Source organism: Myxococcus sp. AB036A (assembly GCF_006547355.1).
GTDB lineage: Bacteria > Myxococcota > Myxococcia > Myxococcales > Myxococcaceae > Myxococcus > Myxococcus virescens.
This window is the reverse complement of the sequence record NZ_VHLC01000059.1, coordinates 23,642-45,836: the sequence shown is the minus strand read 5'-3', so window position 1 is coordinate 45,836 and position 22,195 is coordinate 23,642. Positions and strand designations below refer to the sequence as shown.

Below are 22,195 nucleotides of genomic sequence, written 5' to 3'. Positions count from 1 at the left end.
TGCCTGGGATTCACCGTCTCATGAGTCGTGCCCGTCGAATCACCCGGAAGCTCTTGCCCGTCGGCCTGGGGTTGCTCGGCCTCACGGTGGCCGCGTGGGTGGCCGCCTGGCGCGTGCCCCTGCCGGCCCGTCTCTTCGCGCCCGCATCGGTGGTGATGGAGTACCGGGACGGCACGCCGGCCCACGTCTTCCTGGCCCCGGACGAGCGCTGGCGCATCCCCACGCAACTGGAGCGCGTGGACCCGGACTATGTCCAGGCCCTGCTGGCCCTGGAGGACAAGCGCTTCTTCCACCACCCGGGCGTGGACCCGCTGGCGGTGCTGCGCGCGGCGACACGCAACCTGTCCACGGGGCGGCGGGTGTCCGGCGCCTCGACTTTGACGATGCAGTTGGTCCGCGTGCTGGAGCCGCGGCCCCGCACCTTCACGTCGAAAGTCATCGAGTCCTTCCGGGCGATGCAGCTGGAGGTGCGGCTGTCCAAGCAGGAGGTGCTCGCGGCCTATCTCCAGTTCGTCCCGTACGGGCGCAACGTCGAAGGCGTGGAGGCGGCCGCGCTGACGTACTTCGGCCACACGGCGGCGAACCTGAGCCCCGCGGAGATTGCCACGCTGCTGGCGGTACCGCAGAACCCGAACCGGCGCTTCCCCACGGCGCAGAACACGGCCCGGTTGAAGTCGGCGCGGGACGGCGTGGCGCGAAGGCTGCTAGACGTGGAGGCGCTTCCCCGAGGGCCCGAGGCGGCCCGCGTGTCGGCGGAGACGGTGCTGCGCGAGGTGCGCGACACGCCTGTGCCCACGGACCTGAAGCCCTTTCCTCGTGAGGCGCCACACGTGGCGGTGTGGCTGCGCACGCAGCGGCCGGCGAATGCCCGGTTGCGCACCACGCTGGATGCAGGCACGCAGCGGATGGTGGAGCGGTTGATGCGGGACGCGGCGGTGGGCCTGGCGCCGCGAGGCATCTACAACGGGACGGCGGTGGTGGTGGACCGGCAGCAGGCGGAGGTGCTCGCGCTGGTGGGCAACTTCGACTTCTTCGACCAGAAGCACGGCGGGCAGATTATCGGCTTCGCCACGCCGCGCTCGCCGGGCTCGGCGCTCAAGCCCCTGCTGTATGCCATGGGCATCGACCTGGGGATGGTGGGGCCGGAGCACCTGGTGGCGGACGTGCCCACGGCCTACGGCGGCTATGCGCCGCGCAACTTCGACGGCCGCTTCCAGGGTTTGGTGCGCCTGGAGTACGCGCTGTCCCAGTCGCTCAACATGCCCTTCGTGCGGCTCTTGGAGCGCGTGGGGGTGGAGCGCTTCCTGGGCGCCCTGCAAGCGGCGGGAGTCACGAGCCTGGTGCAGGAGCCCGGGTACTACGGCCTGTCCGCGGCGGTGGGCGGCATCGAGCTGACGCCGCTGGAACTCGCGGGCGTCTACGTCGCGCTGGCGGGGGATGGACGCGCGCCGCCGCTGCGGCTTCTGCTGGACGAGAAGGCGGCCGCACCGGTGGAGGTGCTGTCCCCTGGCGCGGCCTGGCTGACGCGCCAGGCGCTGTCGCTGAAGGACCGGCCGGACTTCCCGGCACGCCGTCGGCTGACGGGCATGCCGGCGCGCGTGCACTGGAAGACGGGGACCAGCTTCGGCCACCGCGACGCGTGGGCGGCGGGCTCGGGGCCCCGGCACACGGCTGTCGTCTGGCTGGGGAACTTCAATCACACGCCCAGCGTGCACCTGGTGGGCGCTGACGCGGCGGGGCCGGTGCTGTTCGACATCCTGGAGGGCGTGGGCCCGCGCGGCCTCAACCTGCCGGACGAGAGCGTGAATCCGCCTGATGACCTGGCCGTGGTGGAGGTCTGCGCCTATTCGGGCCACCTGCCGACGGACGCCTGCGTGCAGCGCAAGCACGTCTACGCGCGGCGCTCAGCGGTGCCCACCGCGCGCTGCCCGTACCACCAGCACGTGGAGGTGGACATGGCCACGGGGCTGTCGGTGGGGCCCATGTGCCGGACGGGGCGAAAGACGGAGACGCGGGTGTATGTGACCTGGCCGGCCACCATCCGCCGCTGGCTGGAGGAGCAGCACCGGCGCCTGCCGGAGCCGCCCGCCGCCGCGCCTGGCTGCGAGCCCGGGGGCGCGCGCGCGGCCCCGTCCATTGTCTCCCCCGCGCCGGGACATGTGGCCGTGCTGATTCCCGGTGTCCCGGCCTCACAGCAGGAGGTGCCGCTGGAGGCGGAGGCCTCACACGAGCGGGCACTGACGTGGTTCGTGGACGGGGCCCTGCTGGGGACGGCGCGCGCCGATGAGCGCGTGTGGTGGACGCCGTCCGTGGGCTCCCACGAGATTCTCGTCACTGATGACCGGGGACTGAGCGCGAAGCGGACGCTGGAGGTCCGCATGCGGCCCTGAAACGCAGCGCGGCGCCCCCGAGGACAGGAGCGCCGCGCTCAGGTGTGGCTCGCCGCCGCGCTCAGCGCACTTCCCAGCCCCGCGAGCCGCGCTCGTAGCGCTTGCCCGCGCCCACGTCGCCGTAGAAGAGCAGGTCCTTCACGCCCACCACGGAGCGCCCGTCGAAGAGGCCAATCTCGCCGCTGGCGGGCATCTGGATGCCTAGCTGCGCGGCGTTGAGGCGGACGCGCTGCCCCGGGGCCACCGTCAGCTCCGGCAGCACCGCGCCGATGGGGGCACGCACCTGCGTGGGCAGGTGGCCGGGGCTCTGCGCCAGGCTGACGCGCAGTTGCGTCGTCAGCACCATGCCCGCCAGGGACAGGGGCGCCGACGTGCGGTTGCCCACCTCCACCCAACCTTCGCGCGGGTGGACGGCCTCCAGCACCAGCGTGGGCCGCTGCTGCGCGAGCCGCTCCAGCTCCTGGAAGATGAAGTTGCGGCGTTCGCGCACGTAGCGCTTCAGGTAGGTGCGGCCCGCGGTGAAGCGGCCGTAGTCCATGAAGGGGTCGTCACGCATGTGCGGGTCGATGAGCGCGTGCAGCGTGTCGATGTGCGCGTCCATCACCTCGCTGGTGAAGAGCTCGTCCATCGCCTTGTCCAGCCGCGCCTCCAGCCGCGCGCGCAGCACGGGGTTCATCACCACGCGGGTGGCCAGGTTGGAGAACACCGGCAGGTAGCCGGGGTACGAGGCCGTCTCCAGCTTGCGCTGCTCGTACATCTTCGCCACCCAGGCGTCGATGAGGGTGAAGCTGAACAGCGGGTGGCGCATGTTGCTGGTGCTCTGGCTCATGTCCTCCACGCTGATGGGGTACCACCAGCGCGAGTCCACGTTGTTGAGGTCCCACGGGACGTAGGACCACTTCGCCACCGCGCGGTCGTAGATGAAGTAGCTCTCCGAGTCCTCCACGTAGTTGTTGGACATCAGCGCGTCCATCACCATGGCGCGCAGGTAGTGCTCCAGCTCGAAGCGCTTCTCCATTTCGCTGACGAACTGGGGCTCGGGCGTGTGGTTGATGGCGCCCACCATCTCCCAGAGCTTGTCGTCCGGCTGGGACTCGTTCGTCTTCTTCGCCCAGTCACCCTGGTACGGCACCTTCACCATCTTGAATTCGCAGTCTTTCCAGCCACACCGGTAGATGGTTCCATCCGTGTCGGCGTAGGAGTGCGCTCGCAGGAAGGCCTTGTTCACCTGCTCGATTTCCAGGAACACGCCCTGGTACACGCCGTTGACGTTGAGCCGCACCAGCGTGCCCTTCGACGCGGGGACGCGCATGGCCTCCAGCAGGTCGAAGGCAATCTTCTCCGCCAGCAGCGTCGCGTCCGCGTACTCGGCCACGAGGTTGAGTGACGTCCTCCCCTCGAAGCGCACGCCGTCCTCGAAGCTCACGTTCCAGCTCTTCTTCGGGAAGAAGCGCGCGGAAGCGCCCCGCAGGCGCACCTGCACGCGGTACGTCGTCCCGTTCGCCTTGAAGAGGCCGTCCTGCTCCGGCGTCCAAGGGTCCGCCTCGAACATCCGCATCGTCTCTTCGGGGATGATGAGCTCGTACTGCGGCACCGACGTCTGCACGGGCGGCATCACAAAGGGCCGCTCCGTCTCCGGCACGGGCGGCGGCGGCTCCGGCGGCGGGTCCACCGGCGGCGGGTCGACGGGAGGCGGGTCCACCGGTGGCGGCTGCGTCGGCGGCGGCTCCTCCTCGCCAGGGGGCGTTTGCGGATTCTCCACGCCCGGAGGGTCCTGGAGGAGCGGTGGCCGCTCCGCCTGAAGTCCATCACACGCCCACAGGCTCAGCAGCGGCAGGCACAGCAGCAATCGAGAAGGAGTCATCAACCCCGGCGCAAAGCAACGGTTGTGCCCGCCTCCAGGGCCCCTTTTTGGTGGAGAGCGAACGCTTGAGTCGGCACTCAGGCCCCCACCGTCGCGTGCAAGGGAAACGGATTACCCAACCTGGCTGCTTGTCCCACCCTGGAGGGAATGGGACGCGAAGGGGCCCCTGGCGGGGCAGGCGGCCGGGCGGAACGGGGCCCCTTTCCCCGCGTGGGCTGTGCACGGGGGGCGGCGGCGGTCCTAGCTTCAAGGGAAGAGGGGGCGCGCCGCGTCAGGGAGAGAGGGCCTCATATGGAAACGTGGAACCAGACGTCGTCAGACACCGTGCGTGTCCACACGCCGCTGGTGGTGAACCGGCGCATCGACGAGCACGTGGAGCGCTGCGTCCGGTACATGGCGGAGAAGGGGGACCGCGCGGAGATGACGCGCTACCTCGCCCGGCTGGAGCGCGAGTGGGACATCAACCGCGCCCTCGCCGTGGGCACGTCGGCCCTGGGCCTGCTGGGCCTGCTGCTGGGCCGGCGGGACGGCGGCCGCTGGCGGGGGCTTACCGCGGTGGCGGGGGGCATGCTGCTCCAGCACAGCGTGTCCGGCTTCAGCCCCCTGTCCGAGCTGCTGCGCGTGCTTGGCGTGCGCACCCGCCGGGAAATCGACCTGGAGAAGTTCGCCATCAAGGCGCTGCGCGGCGACTTCGAGCGCATCCCCATGGAGGGCGGGCCCATGGCCCGCGCCAACGCCGCCCTCGTCGCCGCGCAGTCCTGACGCCGCCTCAGCGGCGCGGCGCGGTGTAGCCGCCTCCCATGGAGGGCATCAGGGCCGGGGACATGGGCGTCGGCGATGGGCCGACACTCTTCCCGGTGTTCGCCTGGTCGAAGAAGCCATTGAGGCCGGCGATGCCCAGCGAGAAGTTCGTCACCCAGCCCGGGTCCGGCCGGCCGGCAGCGGCGCCGACGTCGAACGGCCGGGCGAAGTGCAGGCGCAGCAGCAGGGGGCCCAGCGCGAGGTTGAAACCGACGACGCCGTTCACCACGCGGTGGTTCCACAAGTCATCCCGGCCCTCGCCGACGCCGCCCGCGTCGATGGCGGCAATCGCTTCCAGGTCGCTGAGGAAGGCCACCCGGATGATGTCGTTGAGCGGCAACTGCGCCTCCAGCGTGGAGTAGACGTAGTGCCGGCCGAGCAGCCACTGGATGTCGCCGAAGTTCACGCCGCGCAGCGTGTCGAACGAGGACAGGAAGTAGGAGCGCGCGTACCGGCCTCCCAGCGTGGTGCCCAGGCCACCGCGGATGAAGATGTTGGCGCGGCCGTAGATGGGGAAGTAGCGCTCCGCATCCACGCGCACATTGCCGTAGGCCTGGTTGTCGAAGGGCTGCACGCCCACCGTCGTCTCCAGCATGGCCGCGCTGCCCGACAGCGGGCCGGTGGCGTAGTGGTACTTCAGGCTGTCGTAGCCAATCTGCCCGCTCAGCTCCGTCTGGAAGCGGATGGCGCGGTTGCGCGCGTTCCAGGCCGTCAGCAGCTCCCGGTTGGCCGCGTTGCGCTCGGGGAAGAACAGCTCGAACTCCGTGTAGTCGTCCAGGAAGTACCGGGTGCCACCAATGGCCAGGTCGCCCTGCACGAACAGGAAGGTGCTCAGCGGGTAGCGCATGCTGCCGAGCGCGCCGAAGAAGCGCTCACCCGACGTGAAGAAGGCATTCTGCGCGCCCTCTTCACCTTCGAAGGTGCGGTCCACGCGGAAGCGCAGGGACTGGAAGATGCCGCCACCCCACGTCGTGCGTGACTTGTCGTTGACGTAGAGCAGGTAGCCGTCCGTCAGGTCGAAGCTGCCGTACACCGCCAGGGTGAGCAGGAACTGGTGGTCCTTCATGCGGTCACTGGCCGCCGCGAACAACTGGCCCACGAAGCCGCCGCCGCCCGCGCCCGCGAAGCCGAAGAAGGGACCGAACTCCAGGTTCTGCCGGGTGAAGGGCTCGTAGTTCTGCGCGTCCGTGAGGGGCCGCACCGCCAGCGGGTTGGGCGGCTCCGGCGGCGGTTCGGCGGGGACGTCCAGCGCCAGCATGCGCGGCGGGCGCAGCACCGCGGGCCGGCGCTCACCGGAGACGTGGAACAGCATCCACAGGCCGCCGTCCGGGCCAGGGCCGGGCTCGAAGACGCCCGTCGTCAGGTCCGTGCGCCGCACGATGCGGCCGTCCTTCGTCAGCTCGTGCAAATCGGAGCTGCTGTTGTTGAAGGCGGTGAAGAAGAGGCGCCCGTCCGCCAGGGCCACCGGGGCCGTGTGGTCCCGCTCCTCGCTGGTGAGGCGCTCCACCTGCCGGGGCGCGTCCGGCCGCACGCGGAAGAGGTTGAACTGGCGGTGGGACGTCGCGTCCGACGTGAAGACGATGCCCGCAGGACCCCACGTCACCTCGCGCTCGGAGAACACGTCGTCGGTGAGCTGCAGCGGCGGAGCGTCCGGGCCCGCCTGCAGGTCGATGGCGTAGATGTCCCGCAGACCCGCGTCGTTGATGCCGATGAAGGCCACCCACCGGCCATCGGGCGAGAAGGCCGGCGAGTACGCGGCGAGCAGCCCGTGCCGGTCGATGCGGTACGCGGTGCGTCCGCCCAGGCTCAGGTCGACCACCAGGCCCACCTCCCGGTCGATGCCGGTCCGGATGGCATTGCGGCGCACCAGCACGTCCGCGCCGCGCCGCTCCGACTTGTGCGTGTAGTCCTGCACGTAGATGACGTCGCGCCCGGTGATTTCGGCGATGAAGGCCAGCTTGTCGTTCGTCAGCGCGAAGCTGCGTCCGGAGATGGGGTGCAACGACTCCACGCCCGGCACGCCGTCACCCGCGACCTTCACCGTCTTGTCCGGCACGCGCGGATCCATGATGTACAGCCGGCTCTCACCCGTCTCCGGGACGATGGTGCGCAGCCCCAGCACGTTGCCCGACGGGGAAGACGCCATGGCGGTGGTGTAGCCGGGCGCCTTGTCGAGCAGGTCCAGCGCTGGCGCGGACTGCTCGGACGCCAGGTACGTCTTGAAGGCCCGGCGCTTCAGCCAGTTCTCGAACCGCGCGGAGATGCGCTTGGGGTTGTCACCGGTGAGCCGCTCCAGCAGCTCCTCGAACTTGAGCGACGGTGAATCGCGCGAGCCACCCGACAGCCGCGGCGACTCCTCCAGCACGCGCTGGATGAAGCCGGCGCCGTACTCCTCTTCGAGGAAGGACACGCGGACCTGGCCCACCTTGTAGATCCACAGGTAGCCGTAGGGCCCGGGGGAGAAGAAGTCGAGGAAGGCGTAGCCCTTGAAGAGGTCCGGGTTCACCAACAGGTCCCGCACCAGCATCTCCGCTTCCGGGTCCATGCCGCGCTTGGCGTAGAACTCGGCGAGGCCTTCGATGAACCACAGCGGAATGGCTTGCAGCGGATCGCCGAACATCTTGGCCTGCTCGGCCACGGTGCGGACCTTCTGGATGGTGAACTGGTGCGCCAGCTCGTGGGTGCTGACCTCCTCGAAGAGGCGGTGGTCGCCCAGGTACGGCAGCGTCAGCTTCAGGTCCTCGCCGGTGCTGGTGAGACCGAGCGTGCCCTCGGACACGGCGAAGAGGTTGGTCTGCAGGAACTCCTGGTAGCTGCTGTAGAGGATGTACGGGAACGTCTTGGTGGGGACGTACTTGAACTGGTCCACCAGGTACCGGTAGGCCTCCTCGATGAGCGGCGCGGCGCGCTCGGCCACCATGCGCTCACGCTCATAGAAGTAGAAGCGCACCCCGCCCGACTTGTCCCCCAGCGACTTCGCGTAGGTGTAGTTGAAGCCGCCGTCCGCGCCCGCGAACACCGACTGGCCACCGCCCAGCACCGTCCCGCCGTCGTCATCGGCGTCGCTGGCCATCAGGTAGGTGGCGCCCGCGTCCTGCTCGCCGCCGTCGGTACCTCCGGCCGCGAGCGTGCCGCCATCCGCCGGCCCCGCATCGGCCGCGGCCAGGGCACCGCCGTCCTCCGCTCCCCCGTCGGCGGCCGCCAGCCCACTCTCCGGGACGCCCCCGTCTTCACCCGTCGTCAAGGGCGGCACGCCCGCGTCGGTCGCGCCCTGGAGCACCACCGGCGTGCTGCCGGGCAGCCCCGTCTGGGACTGGGGCTCGGACGTGCCTCCCGTGGACTCCGAGGGCGGACCGGTGGGGGGCGCCTTCGTGTCGCCCTCGTTCGGCGAGGTCGTGGGCGCGCCCGGGTTGGCGCCGCCTGGACTCTCAGGTGGTTGTTCGTGCGCCGTCCGCTCGGGAGGTTCCGCCAGACCGGTGGCCCCCGGTCCGACGAGGATGTCTGTGTGTCGCCACTCGAATTCGTAGCTGTTCACCGCCGTTTTCCCGGGTCTTCGGGGCACGACGTAGAACTGGGCAAGCGCGAGCCCCGGGAAGAGCAGGACGAGCAGGGCTGCGGCGAGGGGACGGGGGTTCACTGAAGGCACCTCTGTGGGTGGGGTACCGGCGAGACTACACCTGCTGGGGAGGCTGCCTCCCAGCGGTCCCGGTATACAAGCGCCCCGACTATTTCTTTCCGGTTACTTGACGGGCAGTGGGCATCGCCCCCTCGGAGGCCGGGGGAGCGCGCTGTTTCGTCGGGTGCTGGCGCCGGATGATATGCATGGGGGCATGAAACGCCTCCTCGCACTCACCAGCACCCTGGCGCTCGCCACCGCTTGCGGCAATGACAATCCGTCCGTTCCCAAGGCGGAGTGTCAGGTCGAGGCCATCGATGTGTCGGCCTGCCAGCTTTCAAGCCTCTCCGCCGTACAGCCCGAGGGCATCTGGAACCTCAACATCAACCTCAACGACGGTTCCGGAGCCGCGGCCGCCATGCGGTTGTCGGGAGGGGGCAGCAACACCCAGATGCTGATGGGCCTCGCCGCCACGGAGCGGCAGAGCACCCCGGAGTCGTTCTTCCTGGCCAGCGAGTTCCAGGGCGCCAACAACGTGACGATGCGCTTCGCCGTCGCCGGGTGTTCCTCGTCCGGGCCCGGGCAGATGTCCGGCATCTTCCGGCGTTGCGCCAATGGCACCGCGGACATGAAGGGCACCTTCGAGGCCATCCGGCTGGGCCGCCGCGCGGGTGAAGCAGAGGCGTCCGGCGTGGAGCTGGTCAGCGAGGTGAAGCTGACCGAGGCCACGGCCACGAATGTCGCGGTGGCCCATGGCCACGCCTACGTGACGGCGGGGGCCAAGGGCCTCATCACCTTCGACCTGAGCGACCCCTCGCAGCCGCGCCAGGTCCGCCAGTACGAGCTGTCCAACGACTACTACACGGACGCGCTGGTGAACGGGAACACGCTCTATGTGGCCAGCCGCCGCAGCGGCATCGCCGTGTTCGACATCACCAACCCGGCGATACCTGTCCGCCTGCGCTCCGTGCCCGAGTCCGTGGTGGAGGTGAACTCCCTCGCGCTGGACGGAAACGTCCTGTACGCGGCGTCGCCCGCGCCCAACGCGGAGGTGTACGTCTACGACGTCGCCACGCCCGCGGAGCCGAAGCAGCTCAAGCGGTACTTCGTCGAGGGCGCGGAGCCCGTGGCGGGGGAGGTGCCCCTGCACGTCGCGGCGATGGGCGGCCGGCTCTACGTGAGCAACTGGTCCTTCGGAATGACCGTCTCGGACGTCACCAACCCGGCGAACCCGAAGCTGTTGGGCCGCTTCGCCAACGGCATGTCGGCCGCCACGGCGGTCGGCATGGTGGGAGACCGCGTCTACGCATTCGACGCGGGCGAGGACTGGGGCGCGCACCTGAGCGTGCTGGACGTGAGCGCGCCGGCCACGGTGGCCCGGACGGGTGAGTTCCGGACGCGCCCGGAGGTGTCCATCCGCTCGGTGGCGTTCTCCGGGACGAAGGTCTACCTGGCCTATGGTCAGGATGGCCTGCGCATCGTGGACGTGTCCGTCCCCGGCTCGCCCCAGCAGGTGGGTTACTACAACACCTGGCGGGAGACGGATGCGGGCCACGGCGTCGTGTTCCTCGAAGGCCTGAGCAAGGTGCACGTGCCGGGCGACGGATTCGTGTACGCGACGGATTCCTCGCGAGGCCTGCTCATCTTCCGCGAGACGACGGAGTAGGCTGTCTGGAATGAGCGACACCCCGACGCGGTCCTGCGGCAGGTGCCAGACGCTTCCTCCCCTCGCGGAGGGCGCCGGGCGTCTGTTCCTGTGGAGCCCGGTGGGGCACAGCCAGGGCCGGCTGCTGTCCTTCCTCCGGGAGGCGCGGCACGAGGTCCAGGTGCGTGCCGAAGCCCATTGCGTCGAGGTGTGGGTGCCGGAGGCGGGGCTGTCGCCTCTGGCATCGAACCTGTTGGCCGCGCTCACGCAGGAGGAGGCGCGGGCCACCCGGGCGCTGTTCATGCCGGGGGCGGCGGAGCCCGGGCTGGGTGACTATCCCCGGGTGGGCTCACTCCAGCGGCTCGTCACGCGGACGCGCGCGGGGTGGCTGGTGGATCTGCTCTCCGAGGAGCGGCTCACCACGCACTTCCAGCCCATCGTCCATGCGCAGGACACCCGCTGCATCTTCGCGCACGAGGCGTTGATGCGAGGCCTGGAGCCGGACGGCACGCTGGTGTTGCCCGGACGGATGATGCAGACGGCGCGCGAGGCGGACCTGCTGTTCCAACTGGACCTGGCGGCGCGTACCACGGCCATCCGGCAGGCGGTGAAGCACGGGCTGGACACGCACCTCTTCATCAACTTCACGCCCACGGCCATCTACGACGCCACGGTCTGTCTTCGCTCCACGGTGGAGGCCATCCACGCAGCGGGCATTGCGCCGGAGCGGGTAGTGTTCGAAATCATCGAGACGGACCAGACGGCGGACGCGGAGCATCTGCGCGGCATCGTGGACTTCTACCGCAAGTCGGGTTTCCAGGTGGCGCTGGACGACCTGGGCGCGGGCTTCTCGTCACTGAACCTCATCCACCGGCTGCGTCCCGACATCATCAAGCTGGACATGGAGCTGGTGCGTGACGTCCATCTGGACCCGTACAAGGGCTCCATCGTGGAGAAGCTCCTGGAGATTGCGCGGACGCTGGGCATCCGCACGGTGGCGGAGGGCATCGAAACGCAGGAGGAGCTGCGCTGGGTCCGCGCGCACGGGGTCGACTTCGTTCAGGGCTACCTCATCGCCCGTCCGCAGAGCCCCCCCGTGGGGGCGACGCCGTCGTTCACGGATTGAGCAGGACGTTGCCGGTGGCCTGCCGCTCGAGGTTGGCGGCGCGGAGGATGTTCAGCTGGACGCCTGCCTCCTGGAGGGCGAGCCGGGCATTGTATCCGTCGCGGTTGTTGACGAAGTTGCGGGCGAGATTGAGCAGCGCACGCAGGCGCTCCGCGTGGACGACGACGGTGCCCTGGCCGTCCTCCTCCGCGCTGTCACGCAAGTCGACGAAGGCGTTGTCGGCGATGTCGAGCGCATTGACGACGTCCAGCTCACCCTGTTCCAGCGCCGTGTCCGCCGCGAGCATCCACTGACTGGCGGTCTGAATCTGGGTCAGCCGGTCCTGTCGCGCCTGCTCCACGTCAACCGCGCGGTCGCCGTAGGTGTCCACCTGGAGCTGGACGGCCTGGTTCCGCACGGAGAGGTCGGCGTCGCGCTCGTTGAGCTGGGTTTCGAGCTGCTTCATCCGCTCACGCAGTTGTTCCATCTGCTGCGCGGGCGTCGGCTGATTCGTGGTCGGCGTTCCTGCGCCGCCAGTGCCCGTCTGGTTGTTCACGGGCGCTACGGTGGGCGGCGTGCCAATGGGCTCGGAGCGGCCGATGGGTTCCGAGCGGCCAATGGGCTCGGAGCGGCCGATGGGCTCGGAGCCGCCGATGAAGGCCGGCGTCGCGGGGGCAGGGGAGGGGACTGCGCTGGTCGTGCCTGTGCCGCTTTGGCCCGTGGGGGGGCCCTGCTGGGGGGCCGTCTGCGCGCCGGTCGCGCCCGTGGTGCCGAGGTTCTGCTGTTCCGCGGGGACGGTGCTCTCAGGGGGCGCACCGCTGCCGTCTTGCGAGCCCGTTGTGCCGGCGCCACCCGTGCCTGTGTTGCCGATGCTCGTGCCGGTGCCACTCACGTCCTGCTGGCCGCCGGTGCCAGTGCCGCCGGTGCCACGCACGTCCTGCTGGCCGCCGGTGCCAGTGCCGCCGGTGCCACTCACGTCCTGCCCCGTCACCCCAGTACCACCCGCGCCGTTCGTCGTCCCACCCGTGGTGTCCTGGCCCGTCGAGGTGCCGTCATCCCCCGTCTGCTGGCCGCTCCCGCCCATCGCGGCCTGCTCCTGTTGCAGCGCCTCCAGGGGCGAGGGAACCGGCTCGTAGCGCTGCGCGGCCTCTGCGGTGGCGACCTGTCCCGGCGTCGGCGGTGGCGCGCCGTCGGGCAGGACGGGCGTCAGCACGAAGTCGAGTGGTGACGCATCCTCCGGCGCCTCATAGACGTAGCCCACCGGGGGCCTCAGTCCTTCAACCTCCTCCGCCGCCTGCTGGTTCGCGTCCTGGAGCGCCGCTGCGGCCGGGTCCCGGATGGAAGGGTCCTCGGGAGGAATCATGACCGGCGCGTTCGGCACCTGGCCGAGGCCCCACGCTGCCGCGATGGCAATCCAAAGGCGCATGGCGAAAATCTGTCCATCCGTCCGCCCTCGGACACCCCAACTGCCTGTACGGCGCCCGACCGGCTGCTCGCAGGGCGGGCATCCCCGAAACTGCCTGCTCGCGCCCTGAAAACACCCAGGGCCGCGCTCCCGGAAGCAGGGAGCACGGCCCTCGGGCACCTCAAGACGAATCGACGACTCAGAGGCTGATGCGGAGCCCCGCTCCCAGTTGGAACGTCGGCGCGGGGATGGAGAAGGCCGGAATCGGCTGCCCGTCCACGACGAGCCCCTCCGGCACATCAACGGCGAGCCGGAACTCACCGCCGCGCCGTCCGTAGTTCACCGAGCCGTACGCCTCCACCGTGAGATACGTGAGCGCCCGGTGCATCACGTTGAGCCGCGTGGTGAACGAGCGGTCCGACAGGTTGCCCAGCGTGAACAGGTTGAAGGACGTCCGCTCCAGTGGCCCAGGCCGGTCCAGGAAGAGGTACGCGGCGCCGTAATGCCGTCCCAGGTAGAGCGGGTTGAAGGCGTCCTTCAGCAGCAGGTACGGATACCCGAACGAGCCGGTGTAGCCCGTGGAGTTGAAGAAGTACTCCACGCCCAGCACGGCCAGGTCGTTCTCCCCATACGGGAAGCTGTAGGTCGCGCCCGCCGTCATCTGCGGCGTGAGCCCCGAGGGAATGTACGCTTCCACCTGGACGCCGTTCTGCGCGATGTCCTCGAGCGTCGTCCCTTCCGGAATGCGGTACAGCGGCCGGTCCGTGCCTTCCTTCAGCGCAACCTCGGCGTAGACATCCAGCGGCCCCAGCGGCGAGGACACGTCGAGCCCGAAGCGGGGCTTGCGTCCATTCTGCGCCACCGCGCTGGCGCCCAGCTCCGCGGGCCCCAGCAGGACTTCCGCGCGCAGCGCGCCGCCCAGGCGGCCCAGCCGGTTGACCGGGTCGCTGCCGCCGGCCTGGGACGTGGGGCTTCCGCTCGGGTCGGTGATGGCGCCCACGTCCGTGCCCAGGTCATCCATGACGAGGATGCCGTACACGTTCCAGCCCTTGGACTCCCAGGGCACGTGCACCTTCAACATGGACACGCCCGTGCGCAGGTCCACGAAGGCCAGCGGGTCTCTACGCTGGGGCGACAGGAAGTCCGTGGGGTTCCAGATCTGCCCGGTGCCCCACTTCACGTGCTGCTTGCCCACGGTGAAGAACACCGTGCGCTCCAGGTCGAAGCGCAGCCACGCCTGGTCCAGCAGCACGCGCGGGTTCGCCGGGGCGTCTGGTGTGGTCCGGGGCGGTATGGCGGGGTCGTAGTTCAGGCGTCCCACGACGAAGCCACGGATCCGGTCGGACGGGCGCGCGTCGAGGTAGCCGTCCACCAGCGTGGGGGCGGAGAAGGACGTCTGGCGGAGCGAGGTGTTCTCGCTGCCCGCCATGAAGCCGCGCAGGTAGAACTGACCGCCAATCTTCAGCGGATCATCCACCACGTCTTCGGTGTCGAAGGCGCTCCGGGTCGCAGGGCCGTTCAACACGTCCGCGTCCCGGTCCTCCTCAGGCGCGGTCAGCGGCGGCTGTCGCTCCGTGGCGCCACCGGTGGTGCCAGGGTCCACGTCCGCCGCCGGCTCCGAGCCGTCACCGCCGAAGAGTGCATCCTCGTCAGGCCGGCCCGAGTCCTCGCCCGCGGGTGCCTCCGCGGGCGTCTCCTCCTGCCCGCCTCCGAAGAGCGCGTCCTCGTCGGGCCGCTCCTCGGACTGGGCCCACGTGGGCGTACCGGTGAGGGCCGCGGACAGCGCCGCGGCCAGGGTGAGCGTGCGCGGGGTCATCGGCTCTTGCTCTCGAGCCACGCCTTGGTGAAGAGGTTGGCTTCCAGCGGGCGCAGGTCCACTGTCTTGACGAGGATGGTGGTGGAGTTCCCCTTCTCGATTTCGTCGTAGATGCGCATCTCCTCCGGAATCCAGACGTCGCCCTTCTTGGACTCGCTGAACATCTTCTTCCAGCGGGGGTAGAGCGCCGTGCGCATCTTCCGGCCGGACAGGGCGTATTCCTCCTGCTTGAGGATGTTGCCGGAGGCCTTGTCCACCCAGACCTTGAGGACGGGGTAGGCCACGTCCACGCCGGGCTTGACCTTCAGCGTCATCAGGTGGGCCGTGTACTTGCCCAGCTTCGCCTCGCCCTCGTAGGACGGGTCATACTCCTCGGCCAGCCGCGACTCGTCGAAGTCCGCGCGGCGGCTGTCGGTACCGGCGATGCGCTCGCGCTCGGTGCGGCGCTCCCAGCGGCCCACGTTGGGGTCGTAGTTCCAGAGGTTCTTGTCCAGACGCAGATAGCCCTTGCCCGCCTCCGTCTTGGGCTTGGTGAACAGCATCATCAGCTTGTCGTCCTCGTCGCGGCGGTAGACGACCAGCTCGTAGACGAGGTCCGCCTTCCCCTTCTCCTTCTGCTCCAGGTACACCATCGCCTTGTAGTCGCCGCCGTTTCGCTGGCGGTCGTCGATGGTGGCCAGGAGCTTCACCTGCTCGGCCTGCTCCAGGGCCAGGGCGGCCGGGGCGGACAGCAGCGCCACGGCCAGCGCCGCGGCGGACAGCATGTTCTTGAGGCGCATAGAGTCACCCGATGTGGTGCATCGCCGTCACCGGCTTGAGCCGCGCGGCGAGGAAGGAGGGAATGAGCGAGATGGCGGTGGTGCACGCGGTGATGAACGCCATGGCACCCAGGATGGACGAGGGGTGCACGGCCAGATTCAACGTGTCCGACATGATGAAGACCGCCACCACCTCCGGGACGTGCACGGCCATGGCATTGACGGCCAGGCACAGCACCAACCCGGTGCTGGCGCCGGCCAGCGTGCCCAGCAGGCCCAGCAGCAGCGCCTCGAAGACGAACATCAGCAGCACGCGAGTGCGCTGCATGCCAATGGCGCGCAGGGTGCCAATCTCCCGGGTTCGCTCCCGGATGGCGATCCACAGCGTGTTCATGATGCCCACGCCGATGATGACCATCAGCACGAAGATGAGGACGCCAGTGAGGCTGTTGAGCGCGGTGAGCGTCCAGGTGATGAAGGAGATTTCGTCCTCCCAGTTCGTGATGTCCAGCCGCTGGCCCGTCCAGGCCTCGCGGTTGACGGTCTCGAACTTCATGAAGAACGCGCGCGGGTCGTGGTCCATCACCGTGTGGCCCGCGTCCGTCAGCGTCTGGCGCAGCCGCGCCTGCACCGCCGGCACGTGCTGGATGTCTTTCAGGTAGAGCAGCAGCGCGCCCGCGGTGTCGCTCTTGAACTGGTACAGCGAGCGCAGCGTGTCCGACGGCACGAAGATGCCGAAGTCGCTCAGCATGCCCATGTCGGCCGCGATGGCCACCACGCGCGCGTCCACCGTGTTGCTGGCGCCTCGCAGCGTTTGGGCGGCCAGCGTCACGGACTCGCCCACCTGGACGTTGAGCTTCTTCGCCTGCTTCTCGAAGAGCAGCACCGTGCCGGACTCGGCCAGGCCGTCCAGCGCGCCCGCGCGAATCTGGAGCACCTGGCGGAGGCCCGGCTCGGACTGGATGTCGATGCCGCCCACGCCCACCTGAATGGAGGACGTCTCACTGACGACCTTGAGCCAGCCCCGGCCACGCTGGACGGCGAAGTCCAGCTCCGGCACGTCCTTGCGAATCTGCTCCAGGATGGCCGGATAGCCGGTGACGACCGGCGCCGCCTGGCCCGCCGTCACCTTGTAGAAGCCCGCCACGTTGACGTGGCCGGTGGACAGCGTGGTGGCGGAGCGGAGCATCGACTCCTTCATGCCCGTGGACAGGCCCATGAGGATGACGAGCAGCGCGGTGACGCTGGCGATGGCGCCGCCCAGCAGCAGGGTGCGCCTGCGGTGGGTGCCGAGGTTGCGGAATGCGATGAGGAAGAGCTGGAGCATGTTCTCACTCGTCCGTCTGCATCGCCTGGAGGGGCGAGACCCGGGTCGCGAGGAACGCGGGATAGAGGGTGGAGATGGCGGAGACGCCCAGGACGATCACGAACGCCGCCACCAGGTTGCTGGCGCTCAGCGTGGGGAACAGCCGGGGGCCGGAGAAGAAGAAGTAGAGCGCTTCGTTGCCCGCGGGGATGCCGGCGCTGTTGAGCAGGGCCATGATGCCGCTGCCCACCAGTGAGCCGGCCGAGCCGAACACGAGCCCCAGCACCAGCGTCTCCACCAGCACCATGCCCAGGATGAAGGAGCGCTGCGCGCCAATGGCCCGCATCGTTCCCACCTCGCGCACGCGCTGCATGGTGGCCATCATCATGGCGTTGTTGATGATGACCAGCGCCACCACGAAGATGATGAAGACGGCGAAGTAGAGCACCAGCTTCCCGAGCAGCACGAACTGCCCGATGATGCCCGCCGCCTCCTGCCAGGACACCACGCGCAGCTTCAGGCCCGCATCCTTCGCCGCCTGCCGCAGCTCCACCATCGTCTGTTCCAGCAGCTCCGGGTCCTTGAGCATCACCGCCGCGCTCAGGGCCACGCCTTGCTCGATTTCCTGCTGGGTGTAGACGCGCTGGAGCAGGTTCTCGCGCGTGAGCGCCCCCTGGTCTCCGGTGAAGGCGGCCTGGTCGTCCACGTCGCTGGACGTGGCCTCGGCCACCAGCTCGTTGTCGCTGTCCTCACCGAAGAGGGCCTCCTCGGCCTCGTCCCGGCTGAGGGCTTCCAGGCCGCTCTGCTTCTGGATTTCCGCCAGCTCCGCCTTCTTGTCCGCGGTGAGATACCCGTACAGGTCCCGGAACGACATCAGGTCCATCAGGCTCAGCGCGCCGGCCATGGCGGACTTCTCCAGGCCCTTGAACTGGTAGGTGCCGTAGACCTTCACGTTGACGCTCTGCATGTAGCCGGTGCGAGTGAAGGCGGTGATGGTGAGCACGTCCCCCATACGCAGCCGGTAGAGCTCCAGCAGCGGCGCCAGCTCCGAGTAGAACTGGGCGTAGCGGGTGTCGAAGTTGGCGTCGTCGGTGGTGAAGAACTGCGTCAGCAGCTTGTCCAGCGCGGGCTCCTGGCTGCCCAGCAGCTTTTGCAGCCGCTCCACCATCTTCCGCGTCTTGACGGGGTCAAGCTGGAAGATGATTTCCCGCGTCTGGGTCTGGTTCTCCTTCACCCATCGCTGGAGGTCCGGGTCGGTGGCGATGGTCTTCTGATTGAGGTCCCGCTCCTGCTTGATGTGGTCCAGCCGGAGCGCCGACTTCATCTTGAGGAACTCTTCGTAGAAGAACTTGGACAGCAGCATGCCTCGCTGCCCGGTGGGCACCGGCTGACCGTCCACGATCTCCATGCGGTCGAAGGTGCGCTGGAACGCGTCCAGGTCCGTGCCGGCGTAGCGCAGCTCCAGCATGTCCCCGTCCGGAATCTGCGGGGCGATGCGGTTCTCCAACAGCTCCAGCGCGCTGTACGGGGCCTCCTCGAAGGCGTCCCAGAACGCGTCCGTGCGCGCCCGGGCGAGTGCTTCCACCTCCGCGGGGTCCTTCTGGGCGCCGCCCAGCTCCTGCTCGCTCTTGGCCGTCTGGTCGGCCATCAGGTCGACCATCTGCCGCACGTGCCCCTTGACGCTGTCGATGCTCTCCCGCAGCTCGGGCGTTTCACCGGTCTCGTCGCGCTTCTTGTAGAGCGCGCGCAGGTTCGACAGCGTCAGGTCCACCGTGTTGCCGGAGGTGACGATGGCGCCGCTGGTGCCCAGGGGCACCACCGTCTTCACGTTGGGGTGCTTCTCCAGGAAGGGCCGGAGTTGGCTGAAGTCGTCCAGCGCGGCCAAGTCCGGCTCGCCGCTCATGCTGCCGTAGAGGGCCAGCGGGTCCTTGGATTCATCCGAGTAGACCTGGATGTGGCCCGCGACGCTGCCGATGATGCTGCGGCTCATCGCGCTGTCCATGCTGTCCATCAGCGCGCCGCCCACCACCACGAGCAGGGTGCCGAAGAAGATGATGCCGCCGATGAGCAGGTTGATCTTGCTGGAGAACAGGTTGCGGAAGGCCACCTGCAGCAGCAAACGGAGTTGTCCCATGGTCAGTGGCCTCCAGAGGCCATGGCGCGGCTGGCCTCGGCGGCGCTGATGCGGTCCAGGAACTTGCCGTCCGCCAGCCGCACCACCGCGTTGGCGTGGCTCATCACCTTCGCGTCGTGGGTGGAGAAGATGAAGGTGGTGCCCTCCTTCTGGTTGAGCTCCTTCATCAGGTCGATGATGTTCTGGCCCGTCACCGAGTCCAGGTTGGCCGTGGGCTCGTCCGCGAGCACCAGTTGGGGCCGCGTAACGAGCGCGCGCGCCACGGCCACGCGCTGGCGCTGGCCGCCGGACAGCTCGTTGGGCCGGTGCTTGGCGTGGTTTGCCAGGCCCACCTGCTCCAGGAGTTGCATCACCCGCTCCCGGCGCTGGGCCTTGTCCAGCTTGCGCTGGAGCAGCAGGGGGAACTCCACGTTCTGGAAGACGCTAAGGACCTGCACCAGGTTGAAGCTCTGGAAGATGAAGCCAATGGTGTTGAGGCGCAGGTTCGTGAGCTGACGCTCCGTGAGCTGCTTGGTGTCCTGCCCAGCCACCCGGACCACGCCTCCGGTGGCGGTGTCCACGCACCCGATGAGGTTGAGCAGCGTCGTCTTGCCGCTGCCGGAGGGCCCGGCGATGGAGATGAACTCACCGGCATGGACCTCCAGGTCCACGCCCCGGAGCGCCGGGACCACCACCTTCCCCAGGGTGTAGTCCTTGGTCACGTTCGTGATGGAGACGATGGCGGACTGCGAAGCGGTGGGATTCATGCGGTACGTCCTTTCGAAGTCTTGACGGGGCGTGGCGGACGGGGGGCATTCGCTGCGCGCCACCGCTCGGCGATGCCTGTGAGCTCAGCCTTGTAGAAATCACAGAAAGCAGACGCCTCTCGCAAGCTGCGATTTCCAGCGAGACGCGGAACCGCGAGGGCCTCGGAGCAGAGGCGGCCGAAGGCGCTCAGGGACTCCTCGGCGACGCGCAGCTTGCCTTCCCAGCCCTGTGAATGGATGACGTAGTAGTGCTGCCGGTCCCCCGGAACGCTGGCGGGTTCCACCAGGCCCATGTCCGTGCAGGCCCGCAGGTTGGTGGATACCGACGCCGCGCTCACGTTGAGCAGCATGGCGATGCGCTTGTTCGACAGGGGTTTGCCCGCAAGCATCAACAGCGCGTAGATGCGCCCGCCGATGCGCGTGCCGCCCCGCCGCTCGAAGTACAGCCCCATCGATTCGATGAAGCGACGTTCGGCGGCTTCCAGTTCCACCATGCCTGTCTCCACGCCTCGCCGGCTGGGCGTCGCGGTGTGGAGCGCACGGCAGCCGGGGTGACGGGCAGGCTTTTAGGCGGCGGGGTTTCGTTCAGTCAATACTGAATGAACTGTATGGAGTGGAGGGTGGGGCGAGTCCTCCAGGCGCACGTCCCATGGCGCGAGGCCCACAGCCGACGCGCGGCTGCGGGCCCCGAAATCCCCTTCATGGGGTGCAGGTCTGACATGCCCAAGGGTGTGTCATCAGTACGTGTCGGGCGAGGTATTGGAGCCCGTGTCCGGGTTCAGGGTGCTGTCGTCACCCGCGCCACCGGTGCCCTCGTGCTTGTCCACGCCGGAGCCGCCCATGTCGCTGTCCTGGTTGATGGACGAGTCCGGCGTCAGCGTCGGGTCACCCGCGCCGCCCGTTCCCGAGAGGGAGATGCTCTTGGCGACGTTCTTGGTCTCCTTCACCTCGTAGCTGGCGCGAATCTCCTGGCCGGGGCGCAGGTCCTTGGCCTTCTTCAGGGTCGGGTCGCTGAATCGGGTGCTGCGGTCGACCTCCAGGGGGACCACCGCGCCATGCATGTCGACGAAGATCTTGTCGCTCTCCGCCTTCACCACGCGGCCGTTGAGCTCCTTCTGGCCCATGTTGGCCTGCTGGCCCATGGTGCCGGAGCCGCCCTGGCCCGGCGCAGTGGGCGTGGTGGTCGTTTCGCGTTCGATGGTGGTGGTGTCCTGCTGGATTTCGCTCTGCCCCACCTGGCCCGAGCCACCCTGGGCCGCCGAGGAGTCCTTCGGCTTGTTCTCGTCGTTGTTGGCCAGGGCGGTACCCGTTCCGAGCATGGCGATGGTGGCGAAGACGCCAACGAGCTTCTTCATGGAGGTTCTCCTGTGGTTGTTGTGAGTGGGCGGGGGCGGCGACGTCCCCCGTTGGAGAGAAGCTAGGTGCGCTCGTGGAACCGGACAGGGCTTGCTCACCCCCCTGCTGGAATGGCCGTTCGCTCTCCGGCCGGTGGTCCGGGGGCCGCGCGCGTCCCGGGAAGAGGAGAGCGCCTTGTAGGAAGCGGGGCTTTTCCCTTACCGTCGGGGGCCCAGCGCCCACTGGCCAGCCCGGCCGGTGGCCCGACAGGAGACCGTCTCCGCAATGCCCCCGACCGCCAAGCCCTCCCAGACCGCGCAGGACCTTCCCGCGCCCTCGTTTCCCGCCATCGAGTCCCTGCTCGAGGCGGCCTCCGTGGAAGAGGTCCGTGGCTTCTTCGATGGGGTGAAGACGGGCCTCACCGAGCTCAAGGGCCCCAAGGTGGAGCAGGGCAAGAAGGCCCAGGCCGCCATTGGCCGCGCGGAGGAGCTGCTGGAGATGCTGGTGGAGACCCGCGAGCGGCTGATCGCCGAATCGAAGGGTGGCAAGGGCCGGAAATGACGGTGGTTTTTCCCCGGGAGACTCTTTTTTTCCGGGGTTAGGCAACCGGCGAGGCCCCCCGCCGATAATGCAAGAGAGAGCATCTTGAGCATCGATGATCTCTGACCTTTCCGCTGAAAGCAGCGCCTGGAGGAAGCAATGGCGAAGATCGACAACATGATGGGCCCGAACGTTCGTCTCTCGACCAACGTCACGACGGCGCGGCAGACGCCGGACACCGGTTTCGGCGCGCGGCTTCACAATGGTCTCAACAGCGCCGCCAGTGCCGTGGGCACGGGTGTGGGCGCGATGGCGGGCATGGTCCCCGGCGGGCAGATCGTCTCCGCCGCCGTCTCCTCGATGCACACGTTCTCCTCGACGGGTGGCTCGGGCATGGGCGCGCCGTACGCGGGCGTGATGAACACCGCGGTGGCGGGCAACCTGGGTGGCGCGGTGGCGCCGGCCGGCGGCGGTGTCGTCGCGGGCGGTCTGGGTGGCGCGGTGGCTGGCTCCGGCTCGCCGCTGGGTCTGGGTGCGCAGGGCTCCGGCAGCACCACGGACACCGTCAACGGCAACTTCTCGCTGAACAAGATGGCCGAGGAGAACTCCAAGCTCCTGAACCTGCAGGCCGCCATTCAGCAGGAATCGCAGACTTTCACCGCGATCTCGAACGTGATGAAGTCGCGGAACGATACGATCAAGAACTCCATCAGCAACGTCCGCTAACTGCGGGC

The 22,195-nt window shown here is 68.8% G+C and carries 16 protein-coding genes; 6 read left to right on the top strand and 10 right to left on the bottom strand.

All coding sequences use genetic code 11. The features are described from left to right. The first annotated feature begins 20 nt into the window (after nucleotides 1-20). Nucleotides 21-2,390, top strand: a complete 2,370-nt coding sequence (gene pbpC / locus FL344_RS23165; protein WP_228558315.1) for a penicillin-binding protein 1C — start codon at nucleotides 21-23, stop codon at nucleotides 2,388-2,390. A gap of 61 nt (nucleotides 2,391-2,451) precedes the next feature. On the opposite strand, the gene FL344_RS23160 is transcribed toward pbpC, so the two are convergent. After that, the gene (locus FL344_RS23160; protein ID WP_228565298.1) at nucleotides 2,452-4,254 is read right to left on the bottom strand and encodes a CotH kinase family protein; all 1,803 of its coding nucleotides are present in this window, start codon (nucleotides 4,252-4,254) and stop codon (nucleotides 2,452-2,454) included. Between the two features lie 291 nt (nucleotides 4,255-4,545). Here FL344_RS23160 and FL344_RS23155 point away from each other — a divergent pair, with 291 nt between their 5' ends. After that, entirely contained in the window at nucleotides 4,546-5,016 is a 471-nt protein-coding gene (locus tag FL344_RS23155) for a hypothetical protein (protein WP_228558313.1), read from the top strand. 7 nt (nucleotides 5,017-5,023) lie between these two features. On the opposite strand, the gene FL344_RS23150 is transcribed toward FL344_RS23155, so the two are convergent. Then, complete coding sequence (locus FL344_RS23150) at nucleotides 5,024-8,692, bottom strand: tolB protein precursor protein (RefSeq protein ID WP_228565297.1); 3,669 nt, start codon at nucleotides 8,690-8,692, stop codon at nucleotides 5,024-5,026. Nucleotides 8,693-8,885: 193 nt separating this feature from the next. Between FL344_RS23150 and FL344_RS23145 the strand changes: the two genes are divergently transcribed. After that, on the top strand, nucleotides 8,886-10,337 hold the full coding sequence (locus tag FL344_RS23145; RefSeq protein WP_228565296.1) for an LVIVD repeat-containing protein: 1,452 nt from the start codon (nucleotides 8,886-8,888) through the stop codon (nucleotides 10,335-10,337). 10 nt (nucleotides 10,338-10,347) lie between these two features. Continuing rightward, the gene (locus tag FL344_RS23140) at nucleotides 10,348-11,442 is read left to right on the top strand and encodes an EAL domain-containing protein (protein WP_141592736.1); all 1,095 of its coding nucleotides are present in this window, start codon (nucleotides 10,348-10,350) and stop codon (nucleotides 11,440-11,442) included. On the opposite strand, the gene FL344_RS23135 is transcribed toward FL344_RS23140, so the two are convergent. The 8 genes from FL344_RS23135 to FL344_RS23100 form a co-directional block, all read right to left on the bottom strand. Beyond that, entirely contained in the window at nucleotides 11,432-12,847 is a 1,416-nt protein-coding gene (locus FL344_RS23135; RefSeq protein WP_228565295.1) for a hypothetical protein, read from the bottom strand. The genes FL344_RS23140 and FL344_RS23135 overlap by 11 nt on opposite strands. 178 nt (nucleotides 12,848-13,025) lie before the next feature. Then, nucleotides 13,026-14,642, bottom strand: coding sequence for a hypothetical protein (locus FL344_RS23130; RefSeq protein ID WP_194863216.1), 1,617 nt, complete (start codon nucleotides 14,640-14,642; stop codon nucleotides 13,026-13,028). Further along, on the bottom strand, nucleotides 14,639-15,421 hold the full coding sequence (locus tag FL344_RS23125) for an outer membrane lipoprotein-sorting protein (RefSeq protein WP_141592733.1): 783 nt from the start codon (nucleotides 15,419-15,421) through the stop codon (nucleotides 14,639-14,641). Before FL344_RS23125 ends, FL344_RS23130 begins: the two co-directional genes overlap by 4 nt. Before the next feature lie 4 nt (nucleotides 15,422-15,425). Further along, nucleotides 15,426-16,727, bottom strand: a complete 1,302-nt coding sequence (locus FL344_RS23120) for an ABC transporter permease (protein ID WP_141620023.1) — start codon at nucleotides 16,725-16,727, stop codon at nucleotides 15,426-15,428. A gap of 4 nt (nucleotides 16,728-16,731) precedes the next feature. Continuing rightward, entirely contained in the window at nucleotides 16,732-18,840 is a 2,109-nt protein-coding gene (locus tag FL344_RS23115) for an ABC transporter permease (protein WP_141620022.1), read from the bottom strand. 2 nt (nucleotides 18,841-18,842) lie between these two features. Then, nucleotides 18,843-19,586: an ABC transporter ATP-binding protein gene (locus FL344_RS23110; RefSeq protein ID WP_141592730.1), complete on the bottom strand. Its 744-nt coding sequence runs from the start codon at nucleotides 19,584-19,586 to the stop codon at nucleotides 18,843-18,845. Then, the gene (locus FL344_RS23105) at nucleotides 19,583-20,080 is read right to left on the bottom strand and encodes a GbsR/MarR family transcriptional regulator (protein ID WP_011552506.1); all 498 of its coding nucleotides are present in this window, start codon (nucleotides 20,078-20,080) and stop codon (nucleotides 19,583-19,585) included. Before FL344_RS23105 ends, FL344_RS23110 begins: the two co-directional genes overlap by 4 nt. Before the next feature lie 243 nt (nucleotides 20,081-20,323). After that, entirely contained in the window at nucleotides 20,324-20,941 is a 618-nt protein-coding gene (locus FL344_RS23100; RefSeq protein WP_141592729.1) for an RNA-binding protein, read from the bottom strand. Between the two features lie 265 nt (nucleotides 20,942-21,206). Between FL344_RS23100 and FL344_RS23095 the strand changes: the two genes are divergently transcribed. Continuing rightward, nucleotides 21,207-21,482, top strand: coding sequence for a hypothetical protein (locus tag FL344_RS23095; RefSeq protein ID WP_026113931.1), 276 nt, complete (start codon nucleotides 21,207-21,209; stop codon nucleotides 21,480-21,482). 138 nt (nucleotides 21,483-21,620) lie between these two features. Then, complete coding sequence (locus FL344_RS23090; protein ID WP_011552509.1) at nucleotides 21,621-22,187, top strand: hypothetical protein; 567 nt, start codon at nucleotides 21,621-21,623, stop codon at nucleotides 22,185-22,187. Nucleotides 22,188-22,195 lie beyond the last annotated feature (8 nt).